This window comes from Stutzerimonas stutzeri, from assembly GCF_051028275.1.
GTDB classification, from domain to species: Bacteria; Pseudomonadota; Gammaproteobacteria; order Pseudomonadales; family Pseudomonadaceae; genus Stutzerimonas; species Stutzerimonas stutzeri_AS.
The window spans coordinates 3,837,170-3,852,049 of the sequence record NZ_CP069269.1 but is presented as its reverse complement, the minus strand read 5'-3'; the positions used below and the strand labels follow the sequence as shown (position 1 = coordinate 3,852,049).

General features: G+C 60.3%; 14 protein-coding genes. 10 read left to right on the top strand and 4 right to left on the bottom strand.

Annotated features, from left to right (window positions below; genetic code table 11):
* Positions 1–21 precede the first annotated feature (21 nt).
* From JQR87_RS17955 to JQR87_RS17935, 5 genes are all read left to right on the top strand, one after another.
* On the top strand, positions 22–1,731 hold the full coding sequence (locus JQR87_RS17955) for an L-lactate permease (protein WP_407294573.1): 1,710 nt from the start codon (positions 22–24) through the stop codon (positions 1,729–1,731).
* Between the two features lie 158 nt (positions 1,732–1,889).
* Positions 1,890–2,057: a rubredoxin gene (locus JQR87_RS17950; protein ID WP_046162989.1), complete on the top strand. Its 168-nt coding sequence runs from the start codon at positions 1,890–1,892 to the stop codon at positions 2,055–2,057.
* Position 2,058: 1 nt separating this feature from the next.
* Positions 2,059–3,261, top strand: a complete 1,203-nt coding sequence (locus JQR87_RS17945; RefSeq protein WP_407294574.1) for an FAD-dependent oxidoreductase — start codon at positions 2,059–2,061, stop codon at positions 3,259–3,261.
* A 149-nt stretch (positions 3,262–3,410) separates the two neighbouring features.
* Entirely contained in the window at positions 3,411–3,683 is a 273-nt protein-coding gene (locus JQR87_RS17940; RefSeq protein ID WP_158187095.1) for an HU family DNA-binding protein, read from the top strand.
* Positions 3,684–3,820: 137 nt separating this feature from the next.
* The gene (locus JQR87_RS17935; RefSeq protein WP_407294576.1) at positions 3,821–4,207 is read left to right on the top strand and encodes an SCP2 sterol-binding domain-containing protein; all 387 of its coding nucleotides are present in this window, start codon (positions 3,821–3,823) and stop codon (positions 4,205–4,207) included.
* 36 nt (positions 4,208–4,243) lie between these two features.
* Here JQR87_RS17935 and JQR87_RS17930 read toward each other — a convergent pair whose 3' ends face one another.
* From JQR87_RS17930 to JQR87_RS17920, 3 genes are all read right to left on the bottom strand, one after another.
* A complete protein-coding gene (locus JQR87_RS17930; RefSeq protein ID WP_407294578.1) occupies positions 4,244–4,906 on the bottom strand; it encodes a DUF2931 family protein in 663 nt (220 codons plus the stop codon).
* Positions 4,903–6,456 (bottom strand): phospholipase effector Tle1 domain-containing protein, encoded by a 1,554-nt coding sequence (locus JQR87_RS17925; protein WP_407297642.1) that lies wholly within the window; start codon positions 6,454–6,456, stop codon positions 4,903–4,905. Before JQR87_RS17925 ends, JQR87_RS17930 begins: the two co-directional genes overlap by 4 nt.
* Before the next feature lie 209 nt (positions 6,457–6,665).
* Positions 6,666–7,571 (bottom strand): LysR family transcriptional regulator, encoded by a 906-nt coding sequence (locus tag JQR87_RS17920; protein WP_407294580.1) that lies wholly within the window; start codon positions 7,569–7,571, stop codon positions 6,666–6,668.
* A gap of 184 nt (positions 7,572–7,755) precedes the next feature.
* Here JQR87_RS17920 and JQR87_RS17915 point away from each other — a divergent pair, with 184 nt between their 5' ends.
* The 5 genes from JQR87_RS17915 to JQR87_RS17895 all read left to right on the top strand — a co-directional run bounded on the left by JQR87_RS17915 (position 7,756) and on the right by JQR87_RS17895 (position 12,534).
* The gene (locus tag JQR87_RS17915; protein WP_407294582.1) at positions 7,756–8,937 is read left to right on the top strand and encodes an acyl-CoA dehydrogenase; all 1,182 of its coding nucleotides are present in this window, start codon (positions 7,756–7,758) and stop codon (positions 8,935–8,937) included.
* A 72-nt stretch (positions 8,938–9,009) separates the two neighbouring features.
* On the top strand, positions 9,010–10,233 hold the full coding sequence (locus JQR87_RS17910; RefSeq protein ID WP_407294584.1) for a CaiB/BaiF CoA transferase family protein: 1,224 nt from the start codon (positions 9,010–9,012) through the stop codon (positions 10,231–10,233).
* Between the two features lie 193 nt (positions 10,234–10,426).
* Positions 10,427–11,035, top strand: coding sequence for a LemA family protein (locus JQR87_RS17905; RefSeq protein WP_407294586.1), 609 nt, complete (start codon positions 10,427–10,429; stop codon positions 11,033–11,035).
* On the top strand, positions 11,032–11,787 hold the full coding sequence (locus tag JQR87_RS17900) for a TPM domain-containing protein (RefSeq protein ID WP_407294588.1): 756 nt from the start codon (positions 11,032–11,034) through the stop codon (positions 11,785–11,787). Before JQR87_RS17905 ends, JQR87_RS17900 begins: the two co-directional genes overlap by 4 nt.
* Positions 11,788–11,916: 129 nt before the next feature.
* Entirely contained in the window at positions 11,917–12,534 is a 618-nt protein-coding gene (locus tag JQR87_RS17895) for a TPM domain-containing protein (protein WP_407294590.1), read from the top strand.
* A 130-nt stretch (positions 12,535–12,664) separates the two neighbouring features.
* On the opposite strand, the gene JQR87_RS17890 is transcribed toward JQR87_RS17895, so the two are convergent.
* On the bottom strand, positions 12,665–14,632 hold the full coding sequence (locus JQR87_RS17890; protein WP_407294591.1) for an AAA family ATPase: 1,968 nt from the start codon (positions 14,630–14,632) through the stop codon (positions 12,665–12,667).
* Positions 14,633–14,880: the final 248 nt, after the last annotated feature.

Here is a 14,880-nt window from a genome sequence, read left to right as displayed (position 1 = left end):
CAAAAAACAAGGAACCCAACAATGAGTCAGACACTGCTGTCCATACTGGCCTTCGTGCCGCTGGTGCTGGCGGGGGTACTGCTGATCGGCTTTCGCTGGCCGGCCAAGTACGCAATGCCGCTGGTTTTCGTGCTCACTGCGTTAATCGGCCTCTTGGCTTGGGACATGACCTTCAACCGGGTCCTGGCGTCCACGCTGCAAGGCCTCATTCTCACCGCCGCGATCCTTTGGATCATCTTCGGTGCCATTCTTCTCCTTAACACGCTCAAGCACTCCGGGGGCATCGCTTCGATTCGTCGCGGCTTCGCCAACGTGAGCCCGGACAAGCGCGTCCAGGTGCTGATCGTGGCCTGGCTGTTTGGTTGCTTTATCGAAGGGGCTTCTGGCTTCGGTACGCCTGCTGCGGTGGCTGCGCCGCTGCTCGTCGCACTGGGCTTCCCGGCGCTGACAGCTGTGGTGCTGGGCATGATGGTGCAATCGACACCGGTGTCCTTCGGTGCGGTGGGTACGCCGATTCTGGTGGGTGTTGCCGGTGGCCTCGACCAGGCCGCGCTCGGTGGTCAGCTCGCAGCGGCAGGCAGCAGCTGGGAGGTGTTCTTCCATCTGATCTTCTCCCGCGTGGCGATCATCCATGCGCTGTGCGGCATCCTCATGCCGCTGATCATGATCTGCATCATGACGCGCTTCTTCGGTCGCAACCGCTCCTGGGGTGAGGGGCTGGCGATGGCGCCGTTCGCCATCTTCACCGGTCTCGCGTTCGTCATTCCGTATGCCGCGGCAGGGGTGTTCCTCGGTCCGGAATTCCCGTCGATGATCGGCGCCCTGGTAGGCCTGGCTATCGTCGTTCCGGCGGCCAAGGCGGGTTTCCTGCTGCCTAAGTCGAGCTGGGACTTCGCCCCGGCCAGCGAGTGGCCAGTAGAGTGGATGGGCAAGATCGAGATGAAGATCGATGACGTCGCTGGACGTACGCCGATCTCAGTACCGATGGCGTGGGCACCTTATCTGCTGCTGGCTGCATTCTTGGTGATCTCTCGCGTATTCCCAGGCGTGAAAGCAGCACTGATGTCGGTCAGCTTCGGCTGGAGGGACATCCTTGGCGAAACCGGCGTGTCGGGCACCCTCGAGCCGCTGTATCTGCCTGGCGGGATTCTCTGCATGGTGGTACTGGTGACCTTCTTCCTGCATCGGATGAAGGCGGCTCAGTTGGGCGCTGCCATCGCCGAGTCCAGCAAGACACTGCTTGGTGCCGGGTTCGTGCTGATCTTCACCATTCCGATGGTGCGGATCCTGATCAACTCCGGTGTCAACGGTTCGGATCTGGTCTCCATGCCGGTGGCCATGGCACAGCTGGTAGCCAACAGCGTGGGCGGTGTCTATCCGTTCTTCGCTCCGGCTGTAGGTGCGCTGGGTGCGTTCATCGCCGGTTCCAATACCGTGTCCAACCTGATGCTCTCGCAGTTCCAGTTCAACACGGCCGGACTGCTGGGGCTTTCCGGTGCGTTGATGGTGGCACTGCAATCGGTGGGTGCCGCAGCGGGCAACATGATCGCCATTCACAACGTTGTAGCGGCTTCAGCCACCGTTGGGCTGCTGGGGCGTGAAGGCATCACGCTGCGCAAGACCATGCTGCCGACGCTGTACTACCTCGTGCTGGCTGGCACCATCGGCCTGATCGGCTTCTACGTGATGAACATCAGCGATCCGCTGGTGGGGATAGCGACCGCCAGTTGATGGCGACGTGAACCCGGACGGGCGGCTTAGGCCGCCCGTTTCGTTCCAGCCGGAAAACCTTTTGCCGGTGCGGGGTCTATCACCGGTAGGCCGGCGTTTGGCTGTTCGCAATGTTCTGGTATAGCGTGCAGCGCAACCGAGACTGATCGAGGTGAACAATGAAAAAGTGGCAATGCGTGGTGTGTGGACTCATCTATGACGAGGCCGAGGGCTGGCCAGACGACGGCATTGCGCCAGGTACCGCCTGGGAAGATGTGCCCGAAGACTGGCTGTGCCCCGACTGCGGCGTCGGAAAAATGGATTTCGAAATGATCGCGATCGGTTGATATGAACGACTCGAACGCTAAAAACGCACCGCTGGTGATCATCGGCACCGGGCTGGCGGGGTACAACCTCGCACGGGAAGTCCGCAAGCTGGACAGCGAAACGCCACTGCTGCTGATTACCGCTGACGATGGCCGATCGTATTCCAAGCCCATGCTCTCGACCGGTTTCGCCATGAACAAGGATGCCGATGCCCTCGGCATGATGTCGGCCGGGCAGATGGCGATCCAGCTGAACGCAGAAATTCGCACCCATACCCGGGTGACCCGTCTCGATCCGACGAACCGTCGCGTCTGGATTGGGAATGAGCCCGTGCCCTACCGCGACCTCGTGATTGCCTGGGGGGCGCAGACCATCCAGGTCCCGGTAGCGGGCGATGCACAGACTGCGATCTATCCGATTAACGATTTGCTTGACTACGGCCGTTTCCGCGAGGCCGCACATGGCAAACGACGCATCCTGATCCTCGGTGCTGGGCTGATTGGTTGCGAATTCGCCAATGACTTGGTGCAAGGCGGCTTCGAGGTCGATCTGGTTGCGCCGTGCAACCAGATCATGCCCTCGCTATTGCCCGTTGAGCCGGCTGCGGCCGTGCAGCGCGGGTTGGAGTCGCTAGGGGCCCGCTTCCATCTGGGACTGGTGCTTGAACGTCTGGAGCGGCAGGGCGATGGGTTGCAGGCAAAGCTGTCCGATGGCCAGCTGATTCCCTGCGATCTGGTGGTAAGCGCCGTCGGCCTGCGTCCCCGTACCGAGCTGGCCGAGGCGGCAGGGCTGAAGGTCAATCGCGGCATCGAGGTGGATCGCCTGCTGCAGACCTCGGCCGAACACGTCTACGCGCTGGGTGATTGTGCCGAGGTGGAAGGGCTGAACCTGCTGTACGTGATGCCGCTCATGAGTGGCGTCCGCGCTCTGGCCAGAACGCTGATAGGTCAACCCACAACCGTTACCTACGGACCTATGCCGATTACCGTGAAAACACCGGCGTGTCCGCTCGTAGTTTCACCACCGGCTGTTGGAAGTAAGGGTAGCTGGAGCGTGGACGGTGACGGCAACAACCTTAGGGCGACGTTTCGCGCAGCTGACGGCAGACTGCTCGGCTATGCGCTCACCGGAACGGCCGTCGCAGAGCGCCTGGCGCTGAATAAACAGCTACCGCCGGTGTTGGCTGAACTGCCTCAGGATCTGTCGCTAACGCCTTCGAATTGAGCCTTCAATGGACTGGCAAGGGCTGGCGCGAGTGCTAGCAGCGTGCCATGCTCCTTAAGCGCTGCCGCAGCGTAGAGCTGTCGCAGCGCTTTGGAATGCTGTTCGGAGAACAGCAGAACACAACAACAATAAAGTTTCAGAGGCTACCTATGCGCAAACCGGAACTCGCAGCCGCTATCGCCGACAAGGCCGATCTAACCAAGGATCAGGCTAATCGTGTACTCAATGCCGTCCTGGACGAAATCACCAACGCGCTAAACCGCAAGGACAGCGTGACCCTGGTGGGTTTTGGCACCTTCCTGCAGCGGCATCGTGGCGCTCGAACAGGCAAAAACCCCCAAACGGGCGAGCCTGTCACGATCAAAGCCAGCAACACTGTGGCCTTCAAGCCGGGAAAGATGTTGAAAGACGCGATCAACTGACGGCGCGCCGCCCGGGGCCGCGCGGCTCCGGGTCAGGTTGACTGAACAGTCCACTCTAGACCCTTGTGTCTTCCTGCTTTCGCCGCTCAGACCAGCCGCTACAATGCCGCTTTTTTCCCGCCAACGGTCTGTCGATCATGAAATTTCGCTTTCTTCTCTGGATGCTTGGTCGCCTGATGGCCAAGGCCAGCCGCAACAACCCTGACTTCCGGAAACAGCTTGGTGACAAGGACCTGACCTTCCAGCTGCACACCCTCGACGGCAAGGTCGCCCGGCACTACAGGGTCAAGGATCAGCGCGTCAGCAGCCATGGCGGCCCCGCAGCCGAGCCTGCCTTCGCCATCGGTTTCAAGGACAGCGACTACGGCTTCGCCACCATGAACGCGAAGAACAAGCAGCTCGCTTTCATGCAGGGCATCCAAAACAAGGACATCCACATCCAGGGCAACCCGGCGCTGGTGATGTGGTTCCAGGGGCTGACGAAGTATCTCAAGCCGCGCAAGAAGAAGCCGGAAGCGGCTTGATATCGACGCCGCATAGGCGAGCCCGACGATCGATGATCACCAGCTTCCGTAGGGAATACCGTGTTTTTCGACGTAGCGTTTCGACGCAGCAGGCTGGGGATAGTAATGTCCCCCTGATTTTCCTAAATGCGGGCCTAGTGGCTCTACTTCTCCCTGACCACGAGCGATCTTCACCGCGTCGTGGCATTGGTCACGGACCCAGACTTGAACAATTCCCTCAGGGGCCAGGCCCAAGTAGAGCGCGGCCATGAACCGGGCTGGGTGTTCAGGTGTTTCTGCACAGCGACGATGGGTAGAGTCGTACATGATCTGTCGCGCCTCTTCGGGAATGTTTATCCAGGCGCGATAAGTCTGCGGCTCTACTACGGACTGCCAGCGTACAAAGATCCGCTTCGGTAGGTCTGCACCAACAACGCCGCGAATCCCGCTTCCTGAAATACCGTCTGGCCAGCCGCGAGCTAGTTCCGTTTCATAGCCATAGTCGCCGCTGCCAATAACGCCTGCACTGCCGTGGTTGTACAGGTTGCCATGTATGTCCTCTACAAGGCTTGCCTCTACCCAAGCGGTCATATAAATCGGGGCGACGAATTCGAGGTTCCACCAGCGATCTTTCGGATCGCGCTCACCTGACAACGGATCGGGGCGTTGACAGCCGGTTAGATAACAAAGGCATACAAGAGCAACTAGAAATTTCTTCAAAATAGGGTCCAGTTGGGAACGTGGGGATGCTGCCGGCGAAGTCCGTTGGCCTCGGGCGCGTTAATGTAGATCAGCTTGAAATCGCTCGGTGTTCGCTTACCGAGTGGGTTGTTCCAATTTGCCGAGACATGGACGTACCGCTCCCTTAGTAACTTCTCCTCATTTGGGGTCGTGCTGTAGTCACCGGTTAGAAATCGTGTGCAGAGCGGCTTTAGGTCGTCTGGCAGCGAATAGTTGGGGTTATGCTCGTCGATCTCATCGAACCTTACCCCGGTTCTTTTTGCCAGTTCGCACATTACGCGTAGGTATACGCGCGAGAGCGACCCATTAACGGAACGGCGAAGTTGCAGCCCGGCATAGACACGCTGTAGTCGTGGCGCCAGGCGGTCGTGAGGATCGGTTGGCAAAAGCTTGGGAGATGGCGTAACTACCTCCAACATCGTTGCAGGCCAGCCTTCAGCAACCAGGCGCTGCTTTGCTTGTTCTGCATTCTTGTAGATCGAAGTTGCGGTGACATCGATGCCTAGATTAACTGTCAGCGCCTGCATAGGGCTAACTAGTACGCATTCTTCTGCCTCGTTGAGGTAGCCACCACCGATATCGGAATGAGCGCCAGGGAGCGAAATTTCAGCGTGCTCGGGCTTTACTCGAGTGAGAGGAAAATTGCCGCGGATTTCGTCGCGGGCAACTAGGTGAATCACATTGGGAAAATACTTTCGTGGCAAATAAAGATTAATCGAAGGCGTTACGCCGCTTCTTATATTTCCGAGGTTTGATAGACCTCCGACAGAGGCGACGGTGTCGAATAAGCCAATAAACGCCACGTTAATGCCTTGTCCGTATCGTCCTATGAAGTCCGAGGAGAATGCATTCGCGTTGTTTTGCAGCGTAGGTCCTAACGGCCCTGCCAAGCCTTTAACAACTTCATTAGCGAAATGTCTTGCGGCCGCTGCGCCACGGCTGAACCCAAAAGTATCGATTGTCAGCGCACTTATGGTACAGCCAGGGTTTTCTTGCACGGCGAGCGTCACGGTTGTGGCGATCCTGGTGAATGCCCTCTGCACGCAGCCGCTTACACCTGTCTCGCCTCGGCCCATTCCTGAGCCCAGCAAGCTGTCCTCTTTGCCTGCCTCAGTGCCGATGCCTTCGACGTAGATTTTGCGTGAAAGCCGCTTGTGAAGGCCTTCCCCCTCCGGTTTTGCACTGTCCGTGTAAAGCTCCATCAACTTTCGAACATTCGTCGCATCATTTCCATAACTGCTATCCGGGTCAGCCATATAAGGCTTGCAACTGGCGTCAAGATCCTTCGGCTCGATTGGGTGCTGGGCGCCGCAGGCCAGACCTAGTGCCGAATTGGTGGCATTGTTGCCGGTGCCGTCGAAGAAGACGCCGATGCGCAGGGCCAGCTTGATCTTCTCGTCGGGTTTGGCAGGTTGCCTGGCGTGGCGTTCGTATTCGGCCCAACGCTCGGCATGCACGTCGGTCGGCTCGACTTCTTTGAGTTCGGCTTCCCGTTTGGCTCGGGGAATATTGGGGACGTAGCCACTCATCTTTTCTACCTGTCCTTGGTTGAAATGCTGCTGCGGTACAGCGATACGCTGACGCCGATGACCTGCATCCTTGTCTGCAACGGCGTAGTCGGTAGTAGGAACGATGGCGAACGGCGTTTCAAGCGGGCCGTTCACAAAGCGAAGGAGCAAACGCCTGGTTCCGAGGCGAAGGCTGCGTTTCGAGCTTGGCCGTGAGCCTGTGCCACGATCTAGCGCTGCTGCGCCACCCAGGCGCGCGCTTCGTCCAGCAACCAGTCACGAAAGGCATTCAAGGCGGCCGACTCCACGCGGCGCTCGGGAATCATCAAGTGATAGGCCTGATCCTCACGACGGAACGAGTGTGGATGGGCAATCACCAGACGCCCCTCGGCAAGTTCGCGCTGAATCAGAAACGGAGGGATCAGCGCGACCCCCATCTCATGCTCGGCAGCCTGGGCCAGCATGGAGAACAGCTCCAGGCGCGGGCCGGTCATGTCGCGTGCGACTTTCATGCCCAGTGAATCGAACCACTGCCGCCAGGCATAGGGGCGCGTGGTCTGCTGCAGCAACGGCATCTCGGCGATGATGGGTGGCGCGAGCTCGGTCGTGTCGTTCAGCAGGGTGGGGCTACAGACCGGTAGCAACCGTTCAGGCATCAAGGAATGGGCAACGGTGCCGGACCAGTCTCCATCGCCAAAATAGATTGCCGCATCGAATTCGGTATCGGCGAAGAGAAAAGGGCGGGTGCGGTTCGTCAGGTTGACGGTGATCTCAGGGTGCAGCACCTGGAACTGACGCAGCCGAGGTAATAGCCACTGCGTCCCGAAGGTCGGTACCAGTGCCAGCTCGATGGTCTGGGCGCCCTGCTGGCCCATCACTGACAGGGTGTCACGCTCCACCGCATCGAGCTGGGTGGCGATCCGGCGAGCATAGGACTGGCCTGCCTCGGTCAGTTTCACACCGCGGCGTGAGCGGCGGAAGAGCTCCAGCCCGAGAAATTCCTCTAGCCCGCCGATCTGTCGGCAGATGGCGCTCTGGGTCAGCGCCAACTCCTCGGCTGCGCGGGTGAAGCTTTGATGGCGCGCTGCTGCTTCGAAGGCGACCAATGCGGCGGTGCTGGGAATTTTTCGCCGCATTATGCGGTAGCCTCACTAATAAACGGATACTCCAGGCTCATAAGCATACGCTGGAGTGAGAAAAGCGCACAGGTCGTTGCGAAATACTCGTTTGCCGCCAGCGCCGGTGGCTTCTAGGATCAATGCTTCTGAATGCTGTGCCGGGCTCATGCCCGGTTCATCGTCTACGAAAAGAGGACTACTCATGGCCGGCAAAGCAAGCTTCAACTGGATCGACCCGCTGCTGCTCGATCAGCAGCTCACCGATGAAGAGCGCATGGTGCGCGACAGTGCGCAGCAGTTCGCCGCGGATAAGCTGGCACCTCGCGTACTCGAAGCCTTTCGCCACGAGCGCACCGACGCGGCGATCTTCCGAGAAATGGGTGATACCGGCCTGCTTGGCGCGACCATCCCAGAAGCCTACGGTGGCAGCGGACTGAACTACGTTTGCTACGGTCTGATCGCTCGGGAAGTGGAGCGCATCGACTCGGGCTACCGCTCGATGATGAGTGTCCAGTCCTCGCTGGTGATGGTGCCGATCAACGAGTTTGGCAACGAAGAAACCAAGCAGAAATACCTGCCCAAGCTCGCCAGCGGTGAATACATCGGTTGCTTCGGCCTGACCGAACCGAACCACGGTTCAGATCCAGGCTCCATGGTCACGCGCGCCAAGAAGGTGGATGGCGGCTACCGCCTGTCCGGCGCCAAGATGTGGATCACTAACAGCCCGATCGCCGATGTGTTCGTGGTCTGGGCAAAGGACGATGAAGGCGCCATTCGCGGCTTCGTGCTGGAGAAGGGTTGGGAAGGACTGTCTGCTCCTGCGATCCACGGCAAGGTCGGCCTGCGCGCCTCGATCACTGGCGAAATCGTCATGGAAAACGTGTTTTGCCCGGAAGAGAACGCCTTTCCTGACGTCCGTGGCCTGCGCGGTCCTTTCACCTGCCTGGACTCAGCCCGTTACGGCATCAGCTGGGGCGCGATGGGCGCCGCCGAGTTCTGCTGGCACACCGCGCGCCAATATGTGCTGGATCGGCAGCAGTTTGGTCGTCCGCTGGCTGCCAACCAGCTGATCCAGAAGAAGCTCGCTGACATGCAGACCGAAATCACCCTGGCCTTGCAGGGCTGCCTGCGCCTCGGTCGGATGAAGGACGAAGGCACCGCGGCAGTGGAAATCACCTCGATCATGAAGCGCAACAGCTGCGGCAAGGCGTTGGACGTGGCGCGCCTGGCTCGCGATATGCTGGGTGGCAACGGCATCAGTGATGAGTTCGGCGTGGCCCGGCATCTGGTCAACCTCGAGGTGGTCAACACTTACGAAGGCACCCACGATGTCCATGCGCTGATTCTTGGCCGCGCGCAGACCGGCATCCAGGCGTTCTTCTAAGCCCGCCCGTAGGGTGGATGGCGCTTGTTTCATCCACCTCACTCAACCCCATCCGTTACCTGAGAGACCCTTATGTCCGGCGCCCTTTCCCACATCCGCGTCCTCGACCTGTCGCGCGTGCTCGCCGGCCCCTGGTGCGGGCAGATCCTTGGCGATCTTGGCGCCGAGGTGATAAAGGTCGAACGGCCCCGTACGGGTGACGACACTCGCCACTGGGGCCCGCCGTACCTCAAAGATCAGCAGGGTGAGAACACTTCTGAAGCCGCTTACTACCTATCGGCCAACCGCAACAAACAATCGTTGACGCTTGATTTCACACAGCCTGAAGGCCAGCGGATCATCCGCGAGCTGGTCGAGCAATGTGATGTACTGCTGGAGAACTTCAAGGTCGGCGGGTTGGCGGCGTACGGGCTGGACTATGAAAGTCTGAAGGCAATCAATCCACGGCTGATTTATTGCTCGATCACCGGTTTCGGCAGCGACGGTCCCTACGCCAATCGCGCCGGATACGACTTCATGATTCAGGGCCTCGGTGGCCTGATGAGCCTGACAGGGCGTGCTGAGGATGAGGAGGGCGCCGGGCCGGTGAAAGCTGGCGTGGCATTAACCGATATCCTGACCGGACTTTACGCGACCGTTGGCGTACTGGCAGCGCTCAACCATCGCGAGCAGAGGGGTGTCGGTCAGCATGTCGAACTGGCGCTGCTGGATGTGCAGGTGGCCTGTCTGGCGAACCAGGCGATGAACTACCTGACCACTGGCGTAGCGCCCAAGCGCATGGGTAATGCGCACCCCAACATCGTGCCCTATCAGGATTTTCCGACCGCGGACGGGGATATCATCCTCACCATCGGCAACGACGGACAGTTCCGCAAGTTTTCCGAAGTCGCCGGGCATCCGGAGTGGGCTGCAGATCCGCGCTTCGCCACTAACAAGGCGCGCGTCGCTCATCGCAAGGAGCTAGTGCCGCTGATCCGCCAGGTCACGGTGTTTCGCACCACAGCCGAATGGGTTGCCGTGCTGGAGCAGGCCGGCGTGCCCTGTGGGCCGATCAATGATCTGGCGCAGGTGTTTGCCGACCCACAGGTGTTGGCGCGAGGGCTTCGCGTGGACATGCCGCACCCGCTGGCCGGCAGCGTGCCTCAGGTCGCCAGTCCGATTCGTCTTTCCGAGACGCCGGTCGAGTATCGCAAAGCACCGCCGCTGCTAGGCGAGCACAGCGAAGCCGTGCTGCAGGATGTGTTGGGCTTGAGCTTCGAGAAAATCCTCTCCATGCGGCAGTCTGGGGTCATTTGAACGTAGCGCCAGGGTCTGGATCGCCAGCAGGCTGGCGCTACGGCGACGCTTGCAGGACGATCAGGTGCACGGCTGTGGTTACCCGCCTCAGCCATCGACCGAAACGGGACGGCCCACTGACGTTGGCTGAACTCTCCCGACGTTCGGCTATCCGTATGAAAGTACCCATGTATTTTCGGCGGATGAGCGAATCATGCAGACGCAGCGTTATAGATCCACCTGGCAACTTGCGGTTGTCCTGTTCATGTCCTGGCTGCTGGCCGGTTGTGGCATCAACAATATTCCCCAATACGACGAGCAGGTGAAATCGGCCTGGTCGCAGGTTGAAAACCAGTACCAGCGGCGTGCCGATCTCATCCCGAACCTGGTCGAGACAGTCAAAGGCTTCGCTCGTCAGGAGCAGGAAACCCTAACTGCGGTGATGGAGGCTCGCTCTCGTGCCACCTCCATCCAGCTGACGGCTGAAGATCTCGACGATCCACAGAAGCTGCAACAGTTTCAACAGGCGCAGAATCAGCTGACCGGAGCCTTGAGCCGGCTGATGGCGGTGTCCGAGCGCTATCCAGACCTGAAGTCGAACCAGAACTTCCTGGCATTGCAGTCGCAGCTTGAAGGCACTGAAAACCGTATCGCAGTCGCACGTCGGGATTTCATCCAGGCGGTCGAACGCTACAACACCGAGATACGTACCTTTCCCGGTCGCATCTGGCATAGCCTGATGTACAGCGACATGCCGCTCCGTGAAAACTTCGAGGCAACGGCAGAGAACGCGGAGCAGGCGCCGCAAGTGCAGTTTCAATGACCCGTACGTTGCCGCTGATTCTGGCGCTGCTGTTCTGGGCGGGCGGCCTCGTTGCGCAGGAGCTTGAGCTGCCACCGCTGACCGGCCGAGTCGTCGACCGTGCCGATCTGCTCGACACCCAGGCCGAAGCGCGGCTGACCAGCATGCTGGCCGCCCACGAACAGGGCAGCAGCGAGCAGGTTGTCGTCGTGACCGTGCCTGACTTGCAGGGCCGCAGCATCGAGGAGTTCGGTGTAGCCCTCGGCCGCGAGTGGGGAATCGGACAGCAGGGAGAGGACAACGGCGCCTTGCTGATCGTTGCCCGTGATGATCGGCGCGTGCGCATCGAGGTCGGTTATGGACTCGAGGGACGGCTTACCGATGCGCAGTCGTCAGTGATCATCAACCGGATCATCACGCCCGCGTTCCGTGAAGGAAATTTTGCCCAGGGGATCATTGAAGGTACCGCGGCGATCATCCAGGTCCTGGGTGGAGATCCTCTGCGTACTGCCAGCCGAGCGCCGGCCATGCCGATGCATGCGCAGGAGCCCGGCGGGCTCGGCATTCTTGGATTCTTCTTGATGCTGGTCGCGATCTTTGTAATCGGGGGTGGCCGTGGTGGGCGCGGCGGTGGCCGTGGTGCCGGACGTGCGCTGATGCTGGGTGCGTTATTGGGCGGTATGGGCCGTGGCGGCGGTGGCGGGTTCGGCGGCGGAGGTTTTGGTGGTGGCGGTGGCGGCTTTGGTGGCGGTGGCGCTTCCGGTGGCTGGTGACCGACCAAGGCTCTGGCAAGGCCGGAAAACTGGCCGGGAGGGGTGTTGCTCTACCGGTTATACAGCCCTTTGCTTATCAAGCGCGCTCACCCGCGCCGCACAATGAGAACTTTCAACGATGATCGTCCCATGACCCTATTGACCGAAAGCGAACTGAAGCAGGTAGCCGATGCGATCAACCGTGTCGAGCGTGACACCGATGCCGAATTGGTAACGGTTCTGGCTGGCCAGGCCGACGATTACCGCTACATCCCGCTGCTATGGGCCAGCCTGCTCGCGCTACTGCTACCAGGCGCACTGCTGTTCTTCACCGGCTGGCTGACGGGTTGGCAATTGTTGCTGTTGCAATGGTTGACCTTCATCGTGCTGGCGGTGATTTTCCGTATCCCCAGCATGACCAGTCGGCTGATACCTCGCTCTGTACGGCATTGGCGCGCCTGCAATCTGGCGCGGCGGCAATTCATCGAGCAAAACCTGCATCACACCAGTGGCGAAACGGGCATGCTGATCTTTGTCTCTGAAGCAGAGCGTTACGTGGAGATTATGGTTGATCGGGGCATTTCCAGCCGCATCGACAACAGCGCCTGGGAATCAATCGTCGAAACCTTTACCGCCGACGTTCGTAACGGCCGGGTGCTGGAAGGTTTTCTTGGCTGTATCGAATCGTGCGGATCGTTGCTCAAGCAGCACGTTCCGGCGACTCATGAGCGCAACGAATTACCCAACCACCTGGTGGTTCTCGATTAACGATTCCTGAGGCGTACAGCGCGCGGCAGCGCCGTAGGGCTGTCGGTCGTCCAGGGGCGGATCGGTGAAACGGAAACGGCTGAGGTTGCGCGTCGTTAACGCGACCTCCGCCGTTTTGCTTGGGACCGTATCAGGGCATGCCCGGGCCGTCGTCTTCCGGTTGCTCAAGGGGCGCCAGTTCGAACAATTCCGTGCTTTCCATGGCACTGGCAGCTACGCGGTCTATGGTGCTCATGGCGTGGCCGATGATCGAACTGACGCTGGCTTCGTGATGATGCTCTGGCAGGCGCTCGATCGCGGCGAGAACCTCTTCACCCGGCACGGTTTCCTCGGCAAGTAGCTTCTCGGCAATTTCGTCGAGTGCCGGCTTGAGCCGCTGCAGCAGCATCATGCACTCACGGTCGAGTTGCTTGAGCAGGTTGTCGGCCGCACGAATCGACTCACCCGAATCGAACTCGATATGCGCGTCGCGTACTGCCTGCAGGCTGAGCAGAGAACCGCTCGGGCCCATTCCCAGCGCGCCAACCATCGACAGGGCGATCTTCGAGGCTTCCTGCAAGTCCTGACCGGCACCGGAGGACACTTCGTGGAAGTACAACTGCTCAGCGCCGCGGCCAGCCAATAGCATCTGGATGCGGTTGCGCAGTTCGGATTCCATGTGCAGGCGCTTGTCTTCCACCGGCGTTACCAGTGTTACGCCCAATGCCTGACCGCGCGGAAGGATGGTGACTTTTTCTACGCGACCCGTTTTCAGCGCGGCGGCGACAAGGGCGTGGCCGGCCTCGTGTACGGCGATGCGCTTGCGGTCAGTGGGCGACATGGGCGTCACACCCGACGGCTGTTCGCCGATGCGGCAGGTTTCCACGGCGTCGACGAAGTGCGCCATGGTTACAGTCTTCGCGGTGCCACGCGCAGCGAGCAGGGCGGCATGGTTAACGATATAGGCGATGGCGGCGGGTGTAAGGCCGACGGTGTTGCGCGCCAGCTGCGCATAGTCCAGATCCTGTTCGGCGCGAATCTTGGCGGCGTACAGGCGGAACAGCGCCTCGCGGTCGTTCAGACCCGGCAGTCCGACGGCGATGGAGCGGTCGAAGCGGCCTTCGCGGACCAGCGCCGGATCCAGCGAGTTCGGGAAGTTGGTCGCACCCAACACCAGCACGCCACTGGCACCATCGAATCCGTCCATTTCGGCCAGGAACTGGTTGATGATCCGGTTGCTTTCGGCATCGCTGGAGCGCTGCTGCTCGGCACGCTTGCCGATGCCGTCAATCTCATCGATGAAGATGATGCACGGTGCCTGACGACGCGCTGTACGAAACAGCGATTTGACCTTCTGGATGCCGACGCCGAAATACATCGACGAGAAATCGCTGCCGGTCACTTGAATGAAGCTGGCGTTGGACTCGGTAGCCAGCGCCTTGGCGAGCTGAGTCTTGCCGGTACCGGGCTCGCCGGTGAGCAGCACACCCTTTGGCGGGCGGGCGCCCAGTGCGGTGTAGGCGGCCGGATCGCGCAGGTAGGCGGTGACGTCACTTAGCGCCTGCTTGGCTTCGCTCGCACCGATCACATCGGCAAAGCTGATACCGCTGCCTTTGCGATGCACCTGGAACGCCTGACTCTTGATCGCCAGGTAGGTCAGAGCGCCGACCAGCAGCAGAATGAACGGCGCGTAGGGCAGCACGCTCTTGTACCAGGGCGCCTCGGCGTCCGTCTCGAACAGGGTCAGCGGAAATAGCTGACCTTCGCTGCCGGCGTACTGATCAAGCAAGAGCTGGGCAACGCGACCGGACTGGTCGGGTATCCAATAGTGCAGCCCGTCGTGCAGGCTGATGTAGACCGCATCTTTGCCCAGCGCGGCGCTGGCAATGGTAGCGCCACGCAAGTCGCCCATCAGCACGGACAGGTCACGGCGATTGGCTTGCCAGGGGTCAGTAGATTCCTGCAAGGCTTCGAGCATGCTGGCTGCAGCGCCAGTCGCGGGTGTTGCCGGTACGGCTGGCTTCAACTGCCAGAACGCAACGCAAGCGGCGACCAGCAACAACAGGAAAACGGAGAGCACAGGGCCGCGGCGACCTTGCAGCAGACGTGGTGTTTTCATTTCACATCCAATCGGGAAGCCCGATGTTTCGACAATCAACCGCCGGAAGGCGGACCACAGTTGTTCGCGGGGCAGGCCCCGCAGCGCCAACATGATGGCGCAGCACAGTACGGGCGTGTTGGATGCGATTTATATGCCGGACTGCAAATCGGGTTCTGGTGCGCCGATAGCCGGCGAGAATACGGCAAGTACCACCATCCAAGGCGCAACGCGACGAATGGCAAGGCGGTTTACGACGAATGACCCTT

Coding starts and splice junctions, on each gene's coding strand:
- JQR87_RS17920 (WP_407294580.1), bottom strand. CDS start 7,571: ATGCGGCGAAAAATTCCCAGCACCGCCGCATTGGTCGCCTTCGAAGCA.
- JQR87_RS17950 (WP_046162989.1), top strand. CDS start 1,890: ATGAAAAAGTGGCAATGCGTGGTGTGTGGACTCATCTATGACGAGGCC.
- JQR87_RS17910 (WP_407294584.1), top strand. CDS start 9,010: ATGTCCGGCGCCCTTTCCCACATCCGCGTCCTCGACCTGTCGCGCGTG.
- JQR87_RS17890 (WP_407294591.1), bottom strand. CDS start 14,632: ATGAAAACACCACGTCTGCTGCAAGGTCGCCGCGGCCCTGTGCTCTCC.
- JQR87_RS17955 (WP_407294573.1), top strand. CDS start 22: ATGAGTCAGACACTGCTGTCCATACTGGCCTTCGTGCCGCTGGTGCTG.
- JQR87_RS17905 (WP_407294586.1), top strand. CDS start 10,427: ATGCAGACGCAGCGTTATAGATCCACCTGGCAACTTGCGGTTGTCCTG.
- JQR87_RS17895 (WP_407294590.1), top strand. CDS start 11,917: ATGACCCTATTGACCGAAAGCGAACTGAAGCAGGTAGCCGATGCGATC.
- JQR87_RS17925 (WP_407297642.1), bottom strand. CDS start 6,456: ATGAGTGGCTACGTCCCCAATATTCCCCGAGCCAAACGGGAAGCCGAA.
- JQR87_RS17940 (WP_158187095.1), top strand. CDS start 3,411: ATGCGCAAACCGGAACTCGCAGCCGCTATCGCCGACAAGGCCGATCTA.
- JQR87_RS17915 (WP_407294582.1), top strand. CDS start 7,756: ATGGCCGGCAAAGCAAGCTTCAACTGGATCGACCCGCTGCTGCTCGAT.
- JQR87_RS17900 (WP_407294588.1), top strand. CDS start 11,032: ATGACCCGTACGTTGCCGCTGATTCTGGCGCTGCTGTTCTGGGCGGGC.
- JQR87_RS17935 (WP_407294576.1), top strand. CDS start 3,821: ATGAAATTTCGCTTTCTTCTCTGGATGCTTGGTCGCCTGATGGCCAAG.
- JQR87_RS17945 (WP_407294574.1), top strand. CDS start 2,059: ATGAACGACTCGAACGCTAAAAACGCACCGCTGGTGATCATCGGCACC.